Here is a 19,405-nt window from a genome sequence, read left to right on the forward strand (position 1 = left end):
TCAGTAATTCTACGTTGGATAAATATTTTTGAAAGAGTTGAAACTTTTTCTGAATATCTCCGTCTGTACGGTGCCTGAATGAAAGCGGAGGTAAGAGAATGAAGAGAATTATAGTTGGGGTGCTGATACTTGGGGGATTGTTTTTATGGTCTGCGGGTAACGGACTGCTGCACGAGCTGCCTTTTTTCAACGCACAGCACGGGAAAGCTTTTGCACAGCTGATCCAAAATGAATCAAAAACAGAGTTTGAGAACGTATTGATATTGCAGGAACGTCAGCCGATGTATATGAGAGAAACCACATTAGTGAAGATTGGAGAACTGCAAGCCGGTCAGCCGGTTGCGATTATGGGCGAGGATGAAGATTATTACGAATTGCGTTTGGGGAAAATGTCTGCGTATGTCCGCAAAGGGCAGGCAAATGTGGAAAAACGGAAGCTGCAAACTGTAAAGAATATCGAGCGGCTAGGTGCAGTTAAAACGAATCGTCAGACGATTGTCTATGAAAAAGCAGACCTGCAAAGTGACATATTGATACAGCTGGAAGATGGCTTTCGTTATCCCGTCGTACAGGAGCAGGGAGATTGGTATATCATCAAAATCGGGGAACGTCCGGGATACATACATAAGCAGTCCGTTGAATTTGATGAAGGGCTGCCAGTGCTTGTATACCATCAGGTGCTGCCGCGTGATTTGATGACTACCGAATTAAGCACGGTTTCATTGGAAAGTTTTGAACGTCAGATGAACTATTTGGCGGAACATCATTTTACTGCACTGACGTCCCGTGAACTCTATGATTATTTGGAGGGACGACTTGTGGTACCGGACGAAGCAATTGTTATCACATTTGATGATGGGTTATTATCATCAAAAGAATATGCATATCCAGTTTTGAAGCAATATGGATTTACCGCTCTTCACCATATTATATCCTCGCGCCTGGATAGAGGGCATCATGCGCCGACGTTTGCCGGCGGGGAATTACTGAAATATGTCAACGCTGATGATTTGATTGAGATGAAAGATGTGTTTAAATTTGAAGCGCATACCGATGATCTGCATCAACTGAACAGTGACCGGCAAGGTCTTGCTCTGCACCGTATGAAAGAAGAAATCGTGGCGGATCTGCAAAATAATCTGAAATTAGTCCCAGGGTCGATTTCATTGGCCTATCCATATGGACAATATAATGAAGAATTTGTTGCAGCGGCGAAAGAAGTCGGATTATTAATCGGCTTTACAACAACCGAAGGATATGCAAATATGGATAAGTCGAATTATGAAGTGAACCGATTTGGCATAACCGAAAAAAGGTCATTTGAAGATTTTGCTGCGTATGTAGACGGGAATATGACATGGCCATAGAAGAGAGTGATTTGCGCACATGAATGAAATAGATCAACTGATGAATGAGCATTCGCGTTATTTAGTGCGCATCGCTTATTTATACGTCAAGAATTGGTCGACAGCGGAGGATATCGTGCAGGAAGTATTCGTCACGTATTTTCAGAAGAGTGACCAGTTTCGAAACGAAGCTTCACTGAAAACCTATTTGACCAAAATGACAGCCAATCGCTCAAAAGATTATCTTCGCTCCTGGAAGTATAAAAAAGATGTCGTGTTTGAAACGATTTTCACTTCTACTAAAGGAGCGGATGAAATCGTGCTGGAACAGGAACGTCTGGCTTCATTGGAGAAAAATCTGTTCAAGCTGCCGCTGAACTACCGGGAGCCGTTAATTCTATTTTATTATGACGAGCAGTCCATTGCAGAAATAGCCGATTATTTGCAGCTTAATGAAAACACGGTGAAAACAAGGCTTCGGCGTGCGAAACAGCAGATGAAGGGGTTTTTTGAAGAAGAGGAGGTGGTGAACCAGTGAGTGATTTTAAACATAAACTCGATCAGATGATGGGCGATACATCGGAGCAGGAACGCCGGATAAAACAGCGTGTGCGAGATGAATTGCAATCATCAGTCAGGAAGCGTTCATGGCCTGTCCTATTCGTCAGCGCGGCAATTCCCGTCGTTGCTCTGTTGCTTTTCCTTACCATCGGGCCTTTAAATCAGCTTTCTTCTGACGAAGGCCGGGGCACGCCATATGATCCGTTGGATGATTTGGCGGAAATTTCAGCGCTGCAGAAAAAACAGCAGCTGTCTTCGGTGGATTATGAGAAGTTTGCCGAGCTGCCGAATTTTGAGAAAGTAGACGGGTTGTATTATGTGGATCAAGAAGGATTTTCATTGAAAGGAAGTTCCGATTCGTATCATACAGTGATTGAGCGCCAGGCGAATTTATATGACGAGGTAGTCTATAAAGCTGGAGATATCGTACGCACGATGACCAATACATCGAGTCACTTGCCGACTTATGCGGATGCCTATTATGAGGTAATTGCGGTGCCGGGAGACCGTGTCGTTCTGAAAGACGGACAGCTGAAGATCAATGGGAAGCTTCAGAAGTCCGATATTATGGAGCGCTATGAAAAAATGGGAGTCAAGATCGCAGGAGGCTATGATCAGCTGTTGAATGCGCGGGAATACTTTTTGCTGAATCATTTCCCGGCAAGTGAAACGATACAGGGAGCGACGATTACACCTGTCCATAAGATTTATGGGAAAGTGGCAGGCATTGCTTCAGAGGAAGGCGGTGATTCCATTTATCTGGATTATTTATCAGGGGATCTGCGCAGTGAGTACTCGCCTGAACAAATGTTTGATTTGTATTTATATGATCAGCTGCTAGGCGAAAACAAACTTCCGGGGTCTGAAGAGCTGGCGCAGTCCAGTCGGATAGCGGAGCTGTTTCTGGAAGCAGCCTACCGGACCGAGACAGCTATTTCAGCCGATCAAGTAGAAATCCGTTATCAATATGGACGGCAGGGTGTCGCGGAGCATGTGTTCAAAATGGGAATGAACACGAATTCGGGACACTGGCAACTGGAAGACTGATAGACGATGGGACCGGGCCGGCATCAAAAGCCGTCAACCAACCGCTCGCGATATAGATTAGCCGGTCTGGTTTCTAAGTTGAATTGGAGAAATGACTAGAGGAGGTAAGTATATTGAAAAATAAACTGGCCGTCGTATTGCTGGCTGCACTGCTCGTTTTTTCAGCTGGGCCATTTGAGGCGCAGGCTGCAAAACAATTTTCAGGTATAGACACGCACTGGGCAAAGAATGAAATCATGTATTTGTCCGAGCGGAATATCATTGGAGGCTATCCAGACGGCTCGTTCAAACCGAACCAGCCGATTACCAGAGCACAGGCATCGGCTATGCTTATTAAGGCTTTGAAGATTCCTCTGACGGAAAATACATCCGTTCAGTTTAAAGACGTTGCGAAAACCTCTCCATACTACCAGATTCTCGCAACGGTCAATGAAAAGGGAATCATGCGCGGAGATAACGGATTCATGCGACCGGGCGAACAAACTTCACGGGCTCAGATGGCCGCCATCCTGCGCCGGGCGTACGATATGCCGCTCGACAAACAGCCGACATTCATAGATGTCACACCAGCGCACTGGGCATACCAGGACATTAACGGAATCGCGAAACAGCGGATTGCGGGCGGTTCGAAAGGCAAGTATATGCCGTCGGAATCTGTCACACGTGCACAGTTCTCGGCATTTCTTGTTCGTGCGATGGATGATTCGATGAAACTCAGCGACTATCATTCGTATGTCAGTCAGAAGGGTAAAACAGTCGAACAGAATGGCTCGATGTACACGGTAGCTTCTGGTGAGCATCCATATAAACTGATCAAAAAGAATAGGAAAAGCGGAGCAGAAGAAGTCGTCATGAGTACGTATGACGCTCCAAGGGATGATACGTTTCAAGTATTCCTGCTGCCTGGCTTCCAGCTGGTTTTGTATAATGAGGATATTTTCATTCCTTATTGGTATTCTGTCGGGGAGATGAGTGAGCTGCCAATTTCTTACGGTCTGATGAAAATTACAACTACCGGGCAGAACCTGACACTCATGAACCAGCCTTCCGGATTTACGTTCCGCAATATGTTTATCTGGAACGACCGGATTTTCTATACAAATGAAAAAAATAAAGAGCGCTATTTTGATAACACCTTCAATCCTGATAAGTGGCTGGATGATCCGCTTGTGCTTTATTCGACCGCAATGGACGGCACAGACCAGAGAGAAGAATACTCTTTTGAAGCACGTGTGATCTTTGATGATGTAAGGTTTTCTCCAAAGCATGCTCAAGTGAGTCAGAATAACAGCTCGGTGCTGTATGATCATTCCACATTGTATTATTTTAATAAAAGAGGCGTTTACAAGTACAGCTTGCTGGATGATACGACGAGCAGAATTTTAAATGTAACTGCAAAAGATATGAAAGTTACTGACACGCAGTTAATCGTAACGGATTCCCATGGGAAGAAGCATGTGCTGAAGAAATAGGAGGATTGGTGCGGCAGAAGGCTTTCTAGGTGCGCAGTCTCTCTGGTTTGGCGCGCTGCAGCGATGTAAATGTGCGGCGGCCGGCATGCTTGGTTCGGTGCAGAAGTGTTTTGGTTCGTTTCTCAACTGTTTTCGCGCTCCTGCAGATTTGCCGGCCGCGAATTAATTCAACACAACAGGCTGCTCTGAAATTCTCAGGGCAGCCTGTTTATTTTTCTGTAAATCTACCACTTCGGCACACCCACATGATTTTCCACCCAGCCTTCAGTGTACGTAATCGCATGACCTGCATTTTCCAAGGGCACGACTTTAAAGCGATTCTGTTCATCTTTTATGACGCCAGTCGGGAAAAATCGTGGATCTTCAATGGTCACCTTTGATATATCGCCTGTCTTTTCTTTCGTCACGGTCAACCGTGCAATCCCACCAAAATTCGTATATTCATACGGCTGGGCCGAATAAAAATTGCCGAGAGAGAAAAACACTTTTGTCTCCCCGATTTCCCCGTAACGTTGCAGGACGTGCGGATGATGTCCAAAAATGATATCAGCGCCCGCAGACGAAATATACTGAGCCAGTTCATCCTGTGCCTGTGATGTCTGCAGTCTGTACTCGGGACCCCAGTGTAGAGAGACAACGGTGACATCGACAGCCGGTTTCATTCGCAAAATATCGTCAGCAACTTTCTGATAGTCGATCAAATTGACCAAATAGTCTTTGCCGGGCGGGACAGGCTCGATATTCGTTCCGTACGTATAGGCCAGCACACCGATCCGTATGCCGTTCACTTCGACTATCCTCAAGGTCTCCTGATCTTCAAATGAATTATAGGCGCCTACATACTGCATCGCATATTCTTTCGCATGCTCAATAGATTTCATTACGCCGATTTCACCCTTGTCCAATGTATGATTATTGGCCATTGAAATCATGTCCACGCCTGCTTCCTGCAGGTCGCGGATAATGTATTTCGGGCTGTTGAATATTGGATAAGTCGACAATCCAAGTTCAACACCTGCCGGCATGGATTCCTGATTGGCCAGCAAGAAATCAATGTCCGCTAGCTTCTCCTTCACTTCGGTGAACGCAAAGTCAAAACTTGGATACGTGTAAATGGGGTAATGCAGGAGCACATCGCCAGTCATGCCGATGGTTGCTGTGGTCACAACTGTATTTTCAACACGCTGCACTACATTCTCTTCTACTTTATTATTCTCATCTTTTATGCTGTTACTTTCAGATTTATCTTTTACCCATGCAGCAGAAAGAGAACGATCTCTTTCTGTCCAATGATTCCATAAAAGATAACCGCATACGACCCAGGTCGTACACATGACGGCGACAAGCCATTTTGTCTTCACGTTCCACTCCCCATATCAAGATGTGGGATTGTCACGTTTTAAGTACACGGAAATTATACCCACACTTCTTTTTTTAATAATTATTTCCCTCTGCTGCTAAAATCACCTGATTATACCATATGGTAAATAAATATAGAAGGTGCTCTCGATTATGATCTATTCATTGTACGAACTTTTAGGAACTTCACATAAAATCAGATCAGAAAGAGGTATGATTTGCGGAATCTCAAGAATGAATAAAAAAGACGTTTACAATTGGCCGGAAGACAGGCTGATGTAAACGTCTTCTTACTTCTACTCAACAAACAACATGCCATTCTCCAGTGTCATTGCATCATTACAGCTGAGAGTTCCTAATGAAATACTACTTATCCCATATAAACACTTTCACAAGTACCTGCCACTGGTTCATAAAAACAATGACTTTTGAATTGCCCTGTAAACGGCTGGCCGTACCAAGTGGGAGGGCAGGGGCCGTATGGATTAAAGTACCAAAGTGCATACTGCGCCGGATGCTGTCTCCATGAATCTAAATTCTGTTTGGCCAGCCTTTTTTCGGTCTCTCTTGCACGCTGGTAAAACATATTTCCTTTTTGCACCGCTTCAAAAGAATAATTCCCGCCTTGTATCTGGAAAATGACGTCATTAATCGTTCTCACATCGTTAAAATCCAAACAGTCTGCTATCGCCCGGTTTACAATAACATTGCCGACATACAGCATTCCTTGTTTCCCTTCGCCCTCAGCTTCAGCGCGCATCATCCTCGCCATTAAATCAATGTCTGAATCTCTGTATTTAACTCTTGGCATTTTTTCACCTCAACCATATTTTATGTGAAGTCCGCCATAATGATGTCAGTTTATCTGAAAGTTAACAGGAAGACAAATACAAAATCGTTTTTGCATATGTAGAAGTCCTGTTTTTCCAGCAGGACCGTGACGCAGAAGTTTAGCCGTGATGCAAATGGTTGGATGTCACTAAAAATAAAAATTTACTAGTGGATATTCAAAATATCATTTGTTAAAATAAACAACGGAAATATATTTCTTTTAACACGGTTCAGAGAAGCCGAAAAGAGCAATTGTATATGGTTAGCTTGTTTAGTCATACCCTTTTGTCCTCTTCGACGGAAGGGTATTTAATTTGCCCAATTATCAGAAACGTGCAACAGCAGCATCTTCTTTTAAAGGACGTCCCGTGAGGCGGAAAAGAAGAATAGGATCCATTTATCCATTCTATCTGTAAAAAGAAGCAAACATCTAGAATATACTGGAGGAAGACAGAATGGAGTATCGAAAGAAAACTGTTGTGGCATCGGTAACAGGTTTAACTTTAGAGGGCATGGACATCATGTTTATTTCTTTTGCCATGACTATGATTATCGCAGAATTCCACATCGACTTGGCAACAGGCGGACTGATTTCATCCGTAACGAATATCGGAATGTTGTTTGGCGGTATCGTATTTGGAATTTTAGCGGATAAATACGGGCGAGTTAAAGTATTTACATATACCGTTTTACTATTTGCGATCGGCACAGCACTGACGGGATTAGCCACGAGTATTGAGCAAGTTTACGTCTTCCGTTTAATAGCCGGAATTGGTGCCGGAGGGGAATACGGAATCGGCATGGCCCTCGTTGCAGAAGCCTGGCCAAAGAATAAACAGGGAAGGGCTTCTTCTTATGTCAGTGTCGGAGCGCAGTATGGTGTGATATTGGCTGCATTGATCAGTGCAGTGATCTTGCCGACGCTGGGATGGCGGGCATTATTCTTTGTCGGTGTCATTCCTGTCATCTTCGCTTTTATTGTCAGAAGGAATTTGGATGAATCACCGGAATGGCTGGCTGCTCAAAAAAATAAAACCGCAGTGAAGAAAAAAGAAAAGGGAAAGTTGCTGCAATTATTTGAAACACCCCGAATCACATTCACGACCCTCACTTTAATTGTAATGGCGACCGTTCAAATTGCGGGGTATAACGGATTGATGATCTGGCTGCCTTCCATGTTGCAGCAGTCACAAGGGCTGTCTGTTTCCAGCTCTGCACTTTGGACAATCAGTACGGCGGTGGGCATGATTATCGGAATGCTGACGTTTGGTATATTTCTTGATAAGTTTGGAACAAAGCGTTCATTCGGTCTATTTCTCATCGCTTCAGCATGTGCTGTGTTTTTATATTCCTATGCAACCGGAAGTGTCGGTGTCTTACTCGGGGGTTCAATCGTAGGATTCTTCTCCAATGGAATGTTTGCAGGATACGGGGCATTGATTGGCGGCCTGTACCCTGTTCAGATCCGGAGTACAGCAACCAATACTATTTTTAATTTCGGCAGAGCGATAGGCGGATTCTCACCGATTCTGGTTGGCTTCATCTTGCAGAGTTACGATATGAAAGTTGCGATGCTATATTTGGCAGGCTTGTACTGCATGTCCTTCCTGGCTATGCTTACGTTAAAAAAAGGGAATGACGATCAAGTAAATCACGCGATATGAACAGTTAGAAAGACACCTTCCAGTAACGTGCACATAGAGGCACACATGGGAGGTGTTTTTTCTGTTACTTGAATAGAGTCAAGTGCTTAGGGGAATCTAAAGTATCAGGAGTGTGAGGTTAATGAATTCATTTAGTTGTGAGGTGTGGCCCGAAGACCCAACGCCAAAAGAACAATTGGAATGCCGGGAGTGCGGACTTTATCGTCAAGGGTCCCGGATGGTTTGGGGAGAGGGGAATCCACGGGCACCCATTCTGGTAATTTTGGATAATCCGGGCGCCCGTGAAGACCGTGAGGGGAACCCGATGGTTTGCGGAACACGCCAAACGTTACAGCAGGCTCTTCATGAAGTCGGTTTATCAAAAGACACCATCTACGTTACCTTCATTTTAAAGCGAAGACCTGTACGGAAATATGATAAAGAGCAGGTCCGTTCCATTTGTAAGCATCATTTGGAAAAACAGCTGATGAATCAAAATCCTTTATTGATCATATGCCTGGGTAATGTGGCAGTTCAATCTTTCTTCAAAAATCCTGAAGTCGATGTTAAATCGCTGCGCGGCAGCTGGCATGATGTCGGCGGGTATCAAACAGCTGTGGCATACCATCCCCTTGCTGTCCGGCGCAGACCCAATCTGTATCCGAAGTTTGCCGAAGATTTATCATTCGCAGCCGAGAAGTTTCGGCAGATGCGGTAAATGTATGCGGTACTCATTGCTGTTTTGATTTTTGGTTTATTGGCAATCTGCCTCATTGAAAAAACCTGGCGAATTTCCGCCAGGATTTTTTTACGTACATCTAAATGAATCAATCTTCTTCAAATCCATCCCATAATATTCCCATCGATAGTGGCGCGGATCCCATCGGTAGCCTGCAATTGATGTGCGGCCGACGAATGTTGGATAATACCAGAACCCTTTATTTCTAGAAGTCCATATATACGTATAACGGTACAGGCATCCTGCTATACCGCCGGGATCGACTGCACGCAGCTGTGCGTCCGGATAACTGGGTGTCTGACTTGGCGGCGCTGAAGTCGGTGCGCTTTGCTGATTGGGATTACCCGGCTGGCCTTGATGTCCTGGAGAACCGGGATAGCCAGGCTGCTGCGGATATCCCGGATAACCCTGCCCAGGATACCCTGGCTGCTGACTTGGATAACCTGGATATTGGCCTGGATGTCCTTGCTGCCATGGCGGGTAGGATTGCCCCGGAGGCGGATAGCCCGGCATGCCGCTTGAACCCGGTCCTCCCGGCCATCCTTGTTGATTTGGTTGGTATTGCGGGTAATGATTTGTATGATGATGGGATTCAAATTGCTGTCCTGGATAACCTTCAGGTAACTGCGGGTACCACATATTTTCGCCTTGCTGATTCAAAAAATCACTCCTTCTTTCTATTGTGTGCAGCGTATTCATTTCATTCAGAAGCAGCGAAATGCATCAATACGTTGTAAGTCAATTCCTAAGTACTCCCATCGGTACCTTCGTGAATTCCACTGGAAACCTGCGACAGAGTTTCTGCCGACGAATGTCGGGTAGAACCAGAATCCGTTGAACCTAGAAGTCCAGACGTATGTGAACCGGAATAAACAACCGGAGATTGCTCCGGGATCAACTGCAAATGTCTGGAATTCGGGGTAACTCGGTACTTGGTTTGGCGGAGGCGAAGTAGGCGCTGCCGCCTGGCTGCCTTGGCCCGGCTGATTCGGAAAATTCGGCTGTCCTGGAAATCCAGGAGAACCGGGAAACCACTGAGAGTCTTGCTGGCCGGGGAAACCTGGAATTCTTTGCATCCAAGGAGGAAATAACTGAGCAGGGGAAGGTGAATTCCAGCCTGGAAAATTAAATCCTGAGCCTTGCTGATACGGCTGCTGATTTGGAGGGTATTGTCGATATTCATCACGTTGATTCAAAACATCACTCCTTCTATGCTGTCTCGAAATAGTATATGCAGCGGCTGCACCGTTTGACTTTCTCTTCACTGGATCTGCTGCTGTGATACACTAAAGAAAAGGAAGTGGATCATATTGAATGAAATGAAACCGCATATTTTAGTAATTGACGGGATGGCTTTGTTATTCCGATCTTTTTTTGCGACGGCACATAGCGGACAGTTTTTTCCGAATGCTTATAATGTGCCGACGAATGGCGTACAGGGATTTGCACGTCACACGATGAGTGCCATTTCCATATTTCAGCCGACGCATCTGGCGGTGTGCTGGGATATGGGTTCCAAGACGTTTCGCAATGAATTATTTCCAGACTATAAATCGCACCGGCCGGCACCGGCGCCTGAGCTTGTTCCGCAATTTGATATGGCACGGGAAGTGTCGGAAACATTAGGATGGAAGAGTTACGGGATTCCGAATATGGAAGCAGATGATTTGATTGGTTCGCTGATTAAGTCGTGGAATGAGAAAGCCAAATTCACTGTGGTGTCGGGTGATAAGGATTTACTGCAGCTGTTGAGGCCCGATGTGACCATTGCCTTAACAAAAAAAGGCTACACACAGTATGATGAATACAATGCACAGCGTTTTATAGAAGAGTATGGAATCACGCCTGGGCAATTTGTTGATATGAAAGCTTTTACAGGAGATTCTAGTGACGGCTATCCGGGAGTGAAGGGAATCGGTCCGAAAACAGCTCTGAAGCTGATTCAACAATACGGTTCGGTGGACGGGGTACTCGCAGCCAAAGAAGAGTTGGCTGCAGGCGTGCGTAAAAAGATTGAGACAGATGAAGAGATGCTGATGCTGTCGAGAGAACTGGCGGAGATTCATTGTGAATTAACGCTTGATGATCGGCTCGATCAGTTGACGATTCCTGCATTCACTGAGGAAACGGCCAAACTGATGGAACAGCAGGGCTATTCTCTGATCGCTCGGCAGGGATTACCTGTTTCACCGTTTTGACGGCTCGATTTTGACGAACGTCAGGATGCTTTCATTCAGCTGATAAGGTACGGAGCGGACAGTGCTTGGACGGTTTTTGCCGCCGTTGTCTTGAACAAGTAAATGGAGTTTACCTTCTATATATTCATAGCCTACCAGGACAACCCAGTGGTAATCGAATGAAAAACGGCCGCGCCATTTTAGACGGAACCATTTATCGAATTTCACCGCTGCAGGGCGCCCTTCGTCCAGCTGTTGCATGGCTTCGTCTATTGTACATACTTCAACGGTCCAGTCTTTACCGAGAAGACGGTTTAATTTACGTACGAAGCGCCATGCAGGCAAGCCGATTTTTGTTCCGCCGAGCCGGCGGTACAGTTTGTTGATGTCGGGAGCCTGTTGCGCAGGGAAAAGATGGCGCAGCAGCACATATGCGGTGACAGGGCCGCATGCTGAAGCCCGGTACTTAGGCTGAATATCGTGATCATGCTGCGATTTACCTGTAACCTCTATGAATCTTGCCAAGCCGGGCACCTCCTGTATTGAGAAACAGCGCTGACCGAAGTCAGCGCTGCTTTTCATTAAATTTTTACTTCATCCAGAAAATCTGTCACTTGTTTGGGTGATTTTGCGTTTGCACTGTGTAAGTGAGCCTGTTTTTCTCCGTCTTTGAAAATCAGCAGACTCGGGATTCCCATCACTTCGTATTTTTCAGCGATTTCAGGGAGAACATCACGATCGGCTTCATACCATGAATACGCATCGTACTTTTCGACGATCGGATCAATGAACATATCCATACGTTTACAGTCCGGACACCAATCGGCTTCGAATTTTACAAGTACCGGTTTATCACCCGCGATTAGTTCATTAAATTCTTCTGTGGATTTAATTTCTTTCATTTATATCGCCTCCATTCAATAGATAGTGTACAATGTTTCCTGTAGGTTGGGTATTTTAATGCTTGTTCAAAAAAATCTGCAAAGTAAAACTATTTCTGATTTAAATATTGCGAAATAGTTTCAAATGATTTACACTAGTATCTATAAGCAACGCGTATTTTTTTTACGCTATAAATGAATGAGTGTTCATTCAAAGATAAAGGGAGGATTGCACGTGACTTATCAAATTAGAAAAGCGGCAGTTTTAGGATCTGGTGTGATGGGTTCAGGTATTGCAGCACATTTAGCCAATATCGGAATACCTGTTCTTTTACTGGACATCGTTCCACCAAAATTGGGTGCCGATGATGAAGCAAAAGGGCTGACGGTTGAGGATCCTAGATTCCGCAATAAGTTTGCTGCGACGGCGTTGGAGAAGTTATTAAAACAAAAACCAGCTCCTCTTACAACAAAGAGAAACTTATCATTAATTACACCGGGTAACTTTGAGGACGATATGGAACGGCTTGCTGAAGTAGATTGGATTATTGAAGTAGTCGTTGAAAACTTGGATATTAAGAAGAGTCTATATGAGAAAGTTGAAAACGTGATCAAGCCGGGTACAATTGTTACTTCCAATACATCCGGTATCAGTATCGAAGCGATGTCGGAAGGCCGTTCGGAAGAATTCCAGAAACATTTCCTGGGAACGCACTTCTTTAATCCACCAAGATACTTAAAATTACTAGAAATCATTCCTACACAAAAAACCTCACCTGAAGTAATAGACTTCATGACAGAGTTTGGTGAAAACCGACTTGGTAAAGGAGTGGTTATTGCGAAAGATACTCCGAACTTCATTGGAAACCGGATTGGAACGTACGGCCTGCAGGTAATATTGCATGAAATGCTCGAACGCGGCTATTCAATCGGTGAGATCGATTCCATTACAGGTACATTAATCGGACGTCCGAAGTCGGCGACATTCCGCACACTTGATGTAGTTGGACTTGACACGTATCAGCATGTTGCGAAAAACGTTTATGACCAGACGACAGGTGACGAGCAAAAAGTATTCGATCTTCCTGAAGTGGTAGTGAAAATGGTTGAAAACGGCTGGATCGGTGCGAAAGTGAAGCAAGGCTTCTATAAGAAAGAAGGACGCGAAATCCTTGAGCTTGATCTGAAGACGATGGAATATGGGCCTGCCCAGAAAATGAAAGCGCCTTCAATAGATGCGGCAAAACAGCAAAAAGGTCTTGCCAATAAAGTGAAGACGTTAGTGTATGCGAAAGACCGTGCAGGAGAGATTCTGTGGAACACACTTCTTCCGCCTATGCTGTATGCCGCTGAGCTTCACGGCGAAATCGCAGACGATATCGTAGCGATTGATAACGGCATGAAGTGGGGCTTCGGCTGGACTCAGGGACCATTCGAAATTTGGGACGCAATCGGTGTCCGCAAATCAGTTGAGCGATTGAAAGAAGAAGGAAAAGAGATTCCTTCATTTGTGCAGTCGTTACTGGATAAAGGCTATGAAACTTTCTATAAAGAGGAAGACGGCGAGCTTTACTACTTTGACGGTACAGACTACCAAAAGGTAAAAGTAAATGAGAGAGAGATCAATCTCAAAAGCTACAAGAAGAAACATGGCGTTATTAAAAAGAATTCCGGAGCAAGTCTAATTGATTTAGGCGATGGCATTGCATTACTGGAGTTCCATTCACAGTCGAATGCAATCGGACTGGATATCACACAAATGATCAACTACGCAATTGATGAAGTGGAACAGAACTATAAAGGCCTTGTCATCGGTAACCAGGGGAAAAACTTCTGTGTCGGTGCAAACCTTGGAATGATCTTGATGGAAGCACAGGATGATAACATCTTTGAACTTGATTTCGTAGTCCGTTCATTCCAGAACGCGATGATGAGAATTAAATACAGCAGTAAGCCGGTCGTCGCTGCACCATTCCAGATGACACTCGGCGGTGGAGCGGAAGTTTGTCTTCCGGCTGCACATATTCAGGCTTCCTCTGAAACATATATGGGGCTTGTAGAAGCAGGCGTCGGGCTGATCCCGGGCGGCGGCGGAAACGTCAATCTGTATCAGAAGCATCTGAAAGGTCTTCCGAACGGCGTGCCGGTTGATTACCAGAACGTTGCGAATAAAGTATTCGAATCCATCGCAATGGCGAAAGTTTCGACATCTGCAGACGAAGCAAGAGAAAATAACTTCTTGGATTTTGCAGACGGTATCAGCTTCAATCCAGACCACCTGATTTACGATGCGAAGCAAGCGGCACTTTCATTATATGAAGCAGGCTATGTAGCGCCGAAGAAGGCGAAAGTTCCGGTAACGGGCGATTCGGGCTATGCAACATTGCTGTTGGCTGCAGAAGGTATGCACTTATCCGGCTTTATTAGCGATCACGACTTGAAGATTGCGAAGAAATTAGCTCATGTCATTTCAGGCGGTAAGATTCCGTTCGGTACACTTGTTGATGAGCAGTACTTGCTGGATCTTGAGCGTGAAGCATTCTTGAGTTTGGTGGCAGAGCCGAAATCACAGCAGCGTATGCAGCATATGCTTGTGAAGGGCAAACCGTTACGTAACTGACAGGTAGATGATAAAGGAGGAAACAGAATGCGCGAAGCAGTAATTGTAGCCGGTGCTCGAACACCGATTGGAAAAGCGGGAAGAGGTTCTTTGGCAACTGTCCGTCCGGATGATCTCGGGGCGTTGACGATAAAGGAAACATTGAAACGTGCAGGAAATTATGATGGGCCGATTGATGATCTGATCATCGGCTGTGCAATGCCGGAAGCAGAACAGGGGAATAACGTGGCGCGAAATATCGGCGCATTGGCAGGCTTGCCTGATACAACGCCTGCTGTAACGGTCAATCGTTTCTGTTCATCAGGATTGCAGACGATTGCCTATGCGGCAGAACGCATTATGCTCGGTCACTCAGAAGCAATTATTGCTGGCGGTGTGGAATCCATGAGTATGATTCCAATGATGGGGAATACGATCCGTCCAAACGTTAAATTAGCAGAAGAAGCACCTGAATATTATATGGGAATGGGGCATACAGCTGAGCAAGTGGCACAGAAGTATGAAATCTCACGTGAAGACCAGGATGCATTCGCTGTAGAATCACATAGACGTGCAGAAGCTGCAATCAAAGCAGGAAAGTTCGTTGATGAAATCGTACCGGTTGAAGTGACAAAACGCTTTGTCGGTCCAGATGGCAAGTATCAAGAAAAAACTTCGCTGTTTGAAATGGATGAAGGCGTGCGTCCGGGAACGACTTCGGAAGTACTTGGCAAATTACGCCCGGCATTCGCGGCGAAAGGTTCTGTTACAGCAGGTAATGCTTCTCAGACATCTGACGGAGCGGCAACTGTCCTCGTAATGGATTCCGAGCTTGCGGAAAAGCGCGGTTTGAAACCGATGGCAAAATTCCTTTCATTCGCAGTTGGCGGCGTACCGCCTGAAATCATGGGGATCGGGCCGATCGAAGCGATTCCGAAAGCATTGAAGATCGCGGGATTATCTATTGAAGATATCGATCTGTGGGAGCTGAATGAAGCATTCGCATCTCAGTCACTGGCGGTTATCCGGACTCTTGGACTGGATACAGACAAAGTGAACGTTAACGGCGGAGCTATCGCTACTGGCCACCCGCTCGGTGCGACAGGTACAGTGTTGACATTGAAATTAATTAACGAATTAAAGCGCCAGGGCAAGAAGTACGGGGTCGTGACGATGTGTATCGGCGGCGGAATGGGTGCTGCAGGGGTCTTCGAAGTACTATAAGTCCAGTAAGGAAAAATGGGAGAAACAGGGGGAGTATAGATGACTAAAGCTATGGAGGGTACTAAAATGACAGAATTCGTAAAGGGTGGAGCATTTTTAACTGAGGATATGGACGCAAACCGCGTCTTCACACCGGAAGATTTCACAGACGAGCAGAAGATGATTGCAAAGACAACGGAAGAGTACGTGAAAAACGACGTTACACCGTTGATCGAAAAGCTTGAAAACCATGAGTTTGAACACTCCGTAACATTGTTGAAGAAAGCGGGGGACCTTGGTCTGCTTGCTGCAGATATTCCAGAAGAGTATGAAGGTCTTGCACTGGACAAAGTTACTTCTGCATTGATTGCTGAAAAAATGTCGCTGGCCGGCGGCTTCTCGATCACTCACGGCGCACACGTCGGGATCGGTACATTGCCGATCGTTTTATTCGGTAATCACGAACAGAAGATGAAGTATTTGCCGAACTCTGCCAGCGGAGCGAAAATTTCTGCTTATGCATTGACAGAGCCAAGCTCAGGATCTGACGCATTGGGAGCAAAAACTACAGCTAAATTAAATGCTGAAGGCACACACTATGTACTGAACGGTGAAAAACAATGGATCACAAACTCTGCATTTGCTGATGTATTCGTTGTCTATGCAAAAATTGACGGTGATAAGTTCACAGCATTCATCGTGGAGAAAGACTTCCCTGGCGTTTCAGTAGGGCCGGAAGAGAAGAAGATGGGTATCAAATCATCGTCCACACGTACGTTAATCCTTGAAGACGCTCAGGTCCCAGTTGAAAATCTGCTTGGTGAAATCGGCCGCGGACACGTCATCGCATTTAACATCCTGAACATCGGACGTTATAAGCTTGGAGTAGGTACAATCGGAGGATCGAAGCGTTCACTTGAATTGGCTATCAAATATGCGAACCAACGTAAGCAGTTCGACACGCCGATTTCTCAGTTCAACCTGACAAAAGAAAAATTCGGTACGATGGCTTCCATGCTGTATGCTACGGAAAGCTTGATCTACCGTACAGTCGGATACTTTGAAGAGCACAACGCTGCAATGAGCCCTGAAGAGCAAAAAGACGGAGCAAAAGTAGCAGCATCCATCGCGGAGTATGCGATTGAGTGTTCCATCAACAAAGTTGTCGGTTCAGAAGTGCTGGATTACATCGTCGACGAAGCGGTTCAAATTCACGGCGGATATGGTTTCATGGCGGAATACGAAGTAGAGCGCATCTACCGCGACTCCCGTATCAACCGTATCTTCGAAGGTACGAATGAAATCAACCGGATGATCGTTCCAGGTACATTCCTTAAGAAAGCAATGAAAGGCGAGCTGCCATTGCTTCAGCAGGCGCAGGCTTTGCAGGAAGAATTGCTTTCCATGATGCCGGAAGAAGTCGGCGACGAGCCGCTGGCACAGGAAAAAGTACTTGTGAAAAATGCGAAGAAGATCGGTATCCTGGTGGCAGGCCTTGCTGCACAGCGCTACGGCACCAAGCTTGATCAGGAACAGGAAATTCTTGTGAACATCGCAGATATTGCAAATGATTTATTCGGTATGGAGTCTGCAGTTCTTCGTACGGAAAAAGCAATCAACAAAAACGGTGCGGAGAAAGAAAACCAGAAGCTTCTATATACACAGATTTTCTGTCAAGAAGCGTTCGGACGCATTGAAGCGGCAGCAAAAGAAACATTGCTTGCAGCAGTGGACGGCGACAACCAACGCATGATGATCTCTGCATTGCGCAAATTGACTCGCAACAATCCGTATAACTTGATTGCGAAGAAGCGTGAAGCGGCTGATAAGCTGATTGAAGCTGAGAAGTTTATCGTTTGATGTGAATGAATAATGAAGCGCTCCGGTTTGATACGGGGCGTTTTGTTTTTGGTAATATACTAAGCCTTAACGGGAATTCCACTGCAAAATTAGCAAGACACAACAATTGTTTGATATACTGACGAAAAAGGAGAGGTTATTACATATGACAGTTATTTATTATGGTTACCCTAAATGCGGTACGTGCCGCAAAGCCAAGAAGTGGCTGGAGAACGAAGGGATTTCATTTGAAGAGTATAATATCGCGGAGCAGCCTCCAAATGAAGAGACGCTGCGGACAATGATTGCAAACTCGGGCCTCGAAATGAAAAAATTCTTTAACACCAGCGGAATGAAATACAGAGAGCTTCAATTAAAGGACAGACTTCCTTCGATGTCAGACGATGAAAAGATTGCTTTGCTTGCTTCAGACGGCATGCTCATCAAGCGTCCGATCGTTACAGACGGAGATCATGTCACAGTCGGCTTTAATGAAGATACTTTTACAGAAACATGGTCAAAGTAAAACGGGAATCTTGTCTTTCATTCGGAACTATGGCAAACTAACTATAGATAAACTATTATAATCGTTGGAGGTTAAGACATGAGCACACCAAAAGAATTACGTTATTCAGAAGAGCACGAGTGGGTAAAAGAAGAAGACGGTAAATACCGTATCGGGATCACACATTTCGCACAGTCTGAGCTGGGAGATATCGTTTTCGTTGAACTGCCTTCAGTCGGCGACGAAGTGAAGTCAGACGAGCCTTTCGGAAGCGTTGAATCAGTAAAAACTGTTTCTGAATTGTACGCTCCTTTAACAGGTAAAGTTGTAGAAGTGAACGAAGATCTAGAAGACAGCCCTGAACTTGTAAACGAATCTCCATATGAAGGTGCTTGGATGATCGTTGTGGAGATTGCAGATAAAGCTGAACTTGATGAATTAATGACAGCTGAGCAGTACGATGAAATGACAGCTGGCGAATAAGAAAACGAAAAGCGCCGGGATGTTCCGGTGCTTTTTTTACACTATGAGGAGGAAACTGGATGCATCCGAAAGTACTCATTGTGGAAGGCAGTTCCGATCGCAGAAGGCTTATGCCGATGCTGGCGGAACCGGTAGAAATCATTTGTACAAACGGCACGATCAGTTCCTATCATATAGAAGAACTTCTAGAGCCATATGAAGAGCAGGATCTTTTCATTTTTGTGGATGCGGACGCCTCAGGTGATTCCATCCGCAAATTGTTCGTGCAACTTTATCCGGAAGCAAGGCACTTATTTACAGACCGGCTGTATCGGGAAGTAGCGACAACACCGCTCAAAGTCTTGGCGGGCATTTTAGTTGCAGCGAATTTCAAGGTACATCCCGTCTACTTGGCAGGAGGAGCAAATGGATAATTGGACAATTGACGATTGGGAACGCGAACGGGCGGCAGAGCAATTGGCCGCTTTTTATCTGTTCACTCCGATGTGCGGAACGTGTGCAGTGGCCTCAAAAATGCTGACAGTAATCGAAGCGATGCGTCCTGAGTTAACAATAGGAAAAGCGGATTTGAATTATACGGAGCAACTGGCTTATGATTACGAGATTGAAAGCGTACCTTGCCTGCTCATCCACCGGCAGGGAAAACCTATTGAAAAGATCTATGCATTTCAATCCGTACCTAACTTATTGGAAAAGTTGACTTGACATTCATCTCGATTA

At 45.3% G+C, this 19,405-nt stretch carries 20 protein-coding genes; 14 read left to right on the top strand and 6 right to left on the bottom strand.

The genetic code is table 11. The features are described 5' to 3' along the window. Nucleotides 1–98 precede the first annotated feature (98 nt). The 4 genes from GDZ68_RS04940 (at nt 99) to GDZ68_RS04955 (ending at nt 4,426) form a co-directional block, all read left to right on the top strand. Nucleotides 99–1,367, top strand: coding sequence for a polysaccharide deacetylase family protein (locus tag GDZ68_RS04940; RefSeq protein ID WP_153721150.1), 1,269 nt, complete (start codon nt 99–101; stop codon nt 1,365–1,367). Nucleotides 1,368–1,386: 19 nt separating this feature from the next. Further along, nucleotides 1,387–1,884, top strand: a complete 498-nt coding sequence (locus GDZ68_RS04945; RefSeq protein WP_153721151.1) for a sigma-70 family RNA polymerase sigma factor — start codon at nt 1,387–1,389, stop codon at nt 1,882–1,884. Then, nucleotides 1,881–2,954 carry a S26 family signal peptidase gene (locus GDZ68_RS04950; RefSeq protein ID WP_153721152.1) on the top strand — a complete coding sequence of 358 codons (1,074 nt, stop codon included), beginning with the start codon at nt 1,881–1,883 and terminating at the stop codon, nt 2,952–2,954. The genes GDZ68_RS04945 and GDZ68_RS04950 overlap by 4 nt, the downstream gene beginning before the upstream one ends. 113 nt (nt 2,955–3,067) lie before the next feature. Then, nucleotides 3,068–4,426, top strand: a complete 1,359-nt coding sequence (locus GDZ68_RS04955; RefSeq protein WP_153721153.1) for an S-layer homology domain-containing protein — start codon at nt 3,068–3,070, stop codon at nt 4,424–4,426. Nucleotides 4,427–4,650: 224 nt separating this feature from the next. On the opposite strand, the gene GDZ68_RS04960 is transcribed toward GDZ68_RS04955, so the two are convergent. Continuing rightward, on the bottom strand, nt 4,651–5,787 hold the full coding sequence (locus tag GDZ68_RS04960; RefSeq protein WP_153721154.1) for a CapA family protein: 1,137 nt from the start codon (nt 5,785–5,787) through the stop codon (nt 4,651–4,653). 368 nt (nt 5,788–6,155) lie between these two features. Then, entirely contained in the window at nt 6,156–6,596 is a 441-nt protein-coding gene (locus tag GDZ68_RS04965) for a cell wall hydrolase (RefSeq protein WP_153721155.1), read from the bottom strand. A gap of 475 nt (nt 6,597–7,071) precedes the next feature. Between GDZ68_RS04965 and GDZ68_RS04970 the strand changes: the two genes are divergently transcribed. Continuing rightward, nucleotides 7,072–8,280 carry an MFS transporter gene (locus GDZ68_RS04970; RefSeq protein ID WP_153721156.1) on the top strand — a complete coding sequence of 403 codons (1,209 nt, stop codon included), beginning with the start codon at nt 7,072–7,074 and terminating at the stop codon, nt 8,278–8,280. 121 nt (nt 8,281–8,401) lie between these two features. After that, complete coding sequence (locus tag GDZ68_RS04975; RefSeq protein ID WP_153721157.1) at nt 8,402–8,977, top strand: uracil-DNA glycosylase; 576 nt, start codon at nt 8,402–8,404, stop codon at nt 8,975–8,977. Nucleotides 8,978–9,067: 90 nt separating this feature from the next. Here the strand turns inward: GDZ68_RS04975 and GDZ68_RS04980 are convergent, their stop codons facing one another. Then, on the bottom strand, nt 9,068–9,658 hold the full coding sequence (locus GDZ68_RS04980; protein WP_153721158.1) for a hypothetical protein: 591 nt from the start codon (nt 9,656–9,658) through the stop codon (nt 9,068–9,070). Nucleotides 9,659–9,702: 44 nt separating this feature from the next. Further along, the gene (locus GDZ68_RS04985; protein ID WP_153721159.1) at nt 9,703–10,194 is read right to left on the bottom strand and encodes a hypothetical protein; all 492 of its coding nucleotides are present in this window, start codon (nt 10,192–10,194) and stop codon (nt 9,703–9,705) included. Between the two features lie 123 nt (nt 10,195–10,317). On the opposite strand from GDZ68_RS04985, the gene GDZ68_RS04990 reads away from it, so the two are divergent. Continuing rightward, a complete protein-coding gene (locus tag GDZ68_RS04990; RefSeq protein ID WP_153721249.1) occupies nt 10,318–11,196 on the top strand; it encodes a 5'-3' exonuclease in 879 nt (292 codons plus the stop codon). On the opposite strand, the gene GDZ68_RS04995 is transcribed toward GDZ68_RS04990, so the two are convergent. Together GDZ68_RS04995 and GDZ68_RS05000 are read right to left on the bottom strand one after the other, a co-directional pair. Next, entirely contained in the window at nt 11,185–11,700 is a 516-nt protein-coding gene (locus GDZ68_RS04995) for a C39 family peptidase (RefSeq protein WP_153721160.1), read from the bottom strand. The two genes, GDZ68_RS04990 and GDZ68_RS04995, sit on opposite strands and share 12 nt — an antisense overlap. 56 nt (nt 11,701–11,756) lie before the next feature. Then, a complete protein-coding gene (locus GDZ68_RS05000; protein WP_153721161.1) occupies nt 11,757–12,077 on the bottom strand; it encodes a thioredoxin family protein in 321 nt (106 codons plus the stop codon). A gap of 178 nt (nt 12,078–12,255) precedes the next feature. Here GDZ68_RS05000 and GDZ68_RS05005 point away from each other — a divergent pair, with 178 nt between their 5' ends. From GDZ68_RS05005 to GDZ68_RS05035, 7 genes are all read left to right on the top strand, one after another. Continuing rightward, on the top strand, nt 12,256–14,676 hold the full coding sequence (locus tag GDZ68_RS05005) for a 3-hydroxyacyl-CoA dehydrogenase/enoyl-CoA hydratase family protein (protein ID WP_456242903.1): 2,421 nt from the start codon (nt 12,256–12,258) through the stop codon (nt 14,674–14,676). Nucleotides 14,677–14,703: 27 nt separating this feature from the next. After that, the gene (locus tag GDZ68_RS05010; protein ID WP_153721163.1) at nt 14,704–15,879 is read left to right on the top strand and encodes an acetyl-CoA C-acetyltransferase; all 1,176 of its coding nucleotides are present in this window, start codon (nt 14,704–14,706) and stop codon (nt 15,877–15,879) included. A 39-nt stretch (nt 15,880–15,918) separates the two neighbouring features. Continuing rightward, on the top strand, nt 15,919–17,718 hold the full coding sequence (locus GDZ68_RS05015) for an acyl-CoA dehydrogenase family protein (protein ID WP_153721164.1): 1,800 nt from the start codon (nt 15,919–15,921) through the stop codon (nt 17,716–17,718). Between the two features lie 145 nt (nt 17,719–17,863). Then, the gene (locus tag GDZ68_RS05020; protein WP_153721165.1) at nt 17,864–18,223 is read left to right on the top strand and encodes an arsenate reductase family protein; all 360 of its coding nucleotides are present in this window, start codon (nt 17,864–17,866) and stop codon (nt 18,221–18,223) included. Nucleotides 18,224–18,301: 78 nt separating this feature from the next. Beyond that, complete coding sequence (gene gcvH, locus GDZ68_RS05025; protein WP_153721166.1) at nt 18,302–18,685, top strand: glycine cleavage system protein GcvH; 384 nt, start codon at nt 18,302–18,304, stop codon at nt 18,683–18,685. Between the two features lie 59 nt (nt 18,686–18,744). After that, complete coding sequence (locus GDZ68_RS05030; protein WP_153721167.1) at nt 18,745–19,098, top strand: toprim domain-containing protein; 354 nt, start codon at nt 18,745–18,747, stop codon at nt 19,096–19,098. Then, the gene (locus tag GDZ68_RS05035; RefSeq protein WP_153721168.1) at nt 19,091–19,390 is read left to right on the top strand and encodes a thioredoxin family protein; all 300 of its coding nucleotides are present in this window, start codon (nt 19,091–19,093) and stop codon (nt 19,388–19,390) included. Before GDZ68_RS05030 ends, GDZ68_RS05035 begins: the two co-directional genes overlap by 8 nt. Nucleotides 19,391–19,405 lie beyond the last annotated feature (15 nt).

It is taken from the genome of Sporosarcina cascadiensis (genome assembly GCF_009650995.1).
GTDB lineage: Bacteria > Bacillota > Bacilli > Bacillales_A > Planococcaceae > Sporosarcina > Sporosarcina cascadiensis.

Bases quoted from the DNA above. Each gene is read 5' to 3' on its own strand.
- GDZ68_RS04945 (WP_153721151.1), top strand. From the start codon at position 1,387: ATGAATGAAATAGATCAACTGATGAATGAGCATTCGCGTTATTTAGTG.
- GDZ68_RS05005 (WP_456242903.1), top strand. From the start codon at position 12,256: ATGAGTGTTCATTCAAAGATAAAGGGAGGATTGCACGTGACTTATCAA.
- gcvH (WP_153721166.1), top strand. From the start codon at position 18,302: ATGAGCACACCAAAAGAATTACGTTATTCAGAAGAGCACGAGTGGGTA.
- GDZ68_RS05010 (WP_153721163.1), top strand. From the start codon at position 14,704: ATGCGCGAAGCAGTAATTGTAGCCGGTGCTCGAACACCGATTGGAAAA.
- GDZ68_RS05020 (WP_153721165.1), top strand. From the start codon at position 17,864: ATGACAGTTATTTATTATGGTTACCCTAAATGCGGTACGTGCCGCAAA.
- GDZ68_RS04970 (WP_153721156.1), top strand. From the start codon at position 7,072: ATGGAGTATCGAAAGAAAACTGTTGTGGCATCGGTAACAGGTTTAACT.
- GDZ68_RS04940 (WP_153721150.1), top strand. From the start codon at position 99: ATGAAGAGAATTATAGTTGGGGTGCTGATACTTGGGGGATTGTTTTTA.
- GDZ68_RS05000 (WP_153721161.1), bottom strand. From the start codon at position 12,077: ATGAAAGAAATTAAATCCACAGAAGAATTTAATGAACTAATCGCGGGT.
- GDZ68_RS05015 (WP_153721164.1), top strand. From the start codon at position 15,919: ATGACTAAAGCTATGGAGGGTACTAAAATGACAGAATTCGTAAAGGGT.
- GDZ68_RS04990 (WP_153721249.1), top strand. From the start codon at position 10,318: ATGAAACCGCATATTTTAGTAATTGACGGGATGGCTTTGTTATTCCGA.
- GDZ68_RS05030 (WP_153721167.1), top strand. From the start codon at position 18,745: ATGCATCCGAAAGTACTCATTGTGGAAGGCAGTTCCGATCGCAGAAGG.
- GDZ68_RS04965 (WP_153721155.1), bottom strand. From the start codon at position 6,596: ATGCCAAGAGTTAAATACAGAGATTCAGACATTGATTTAATGGCGAGG.
- GDZ68_RS05035 (WP_153721168.1), top strand. From the start codon at position 19,091: ATGGATAATTGGACAATTGACGATTGGGAACGCGAACGGGCGGCAGAG.
- GDZ68_RS04975 (WP_153721157.1), top strand. From the start codon at position 8,402: ATGAATTCATTTAGTTGTGAGGTGTGGCCCGAAGACCCAACGCCAAAA.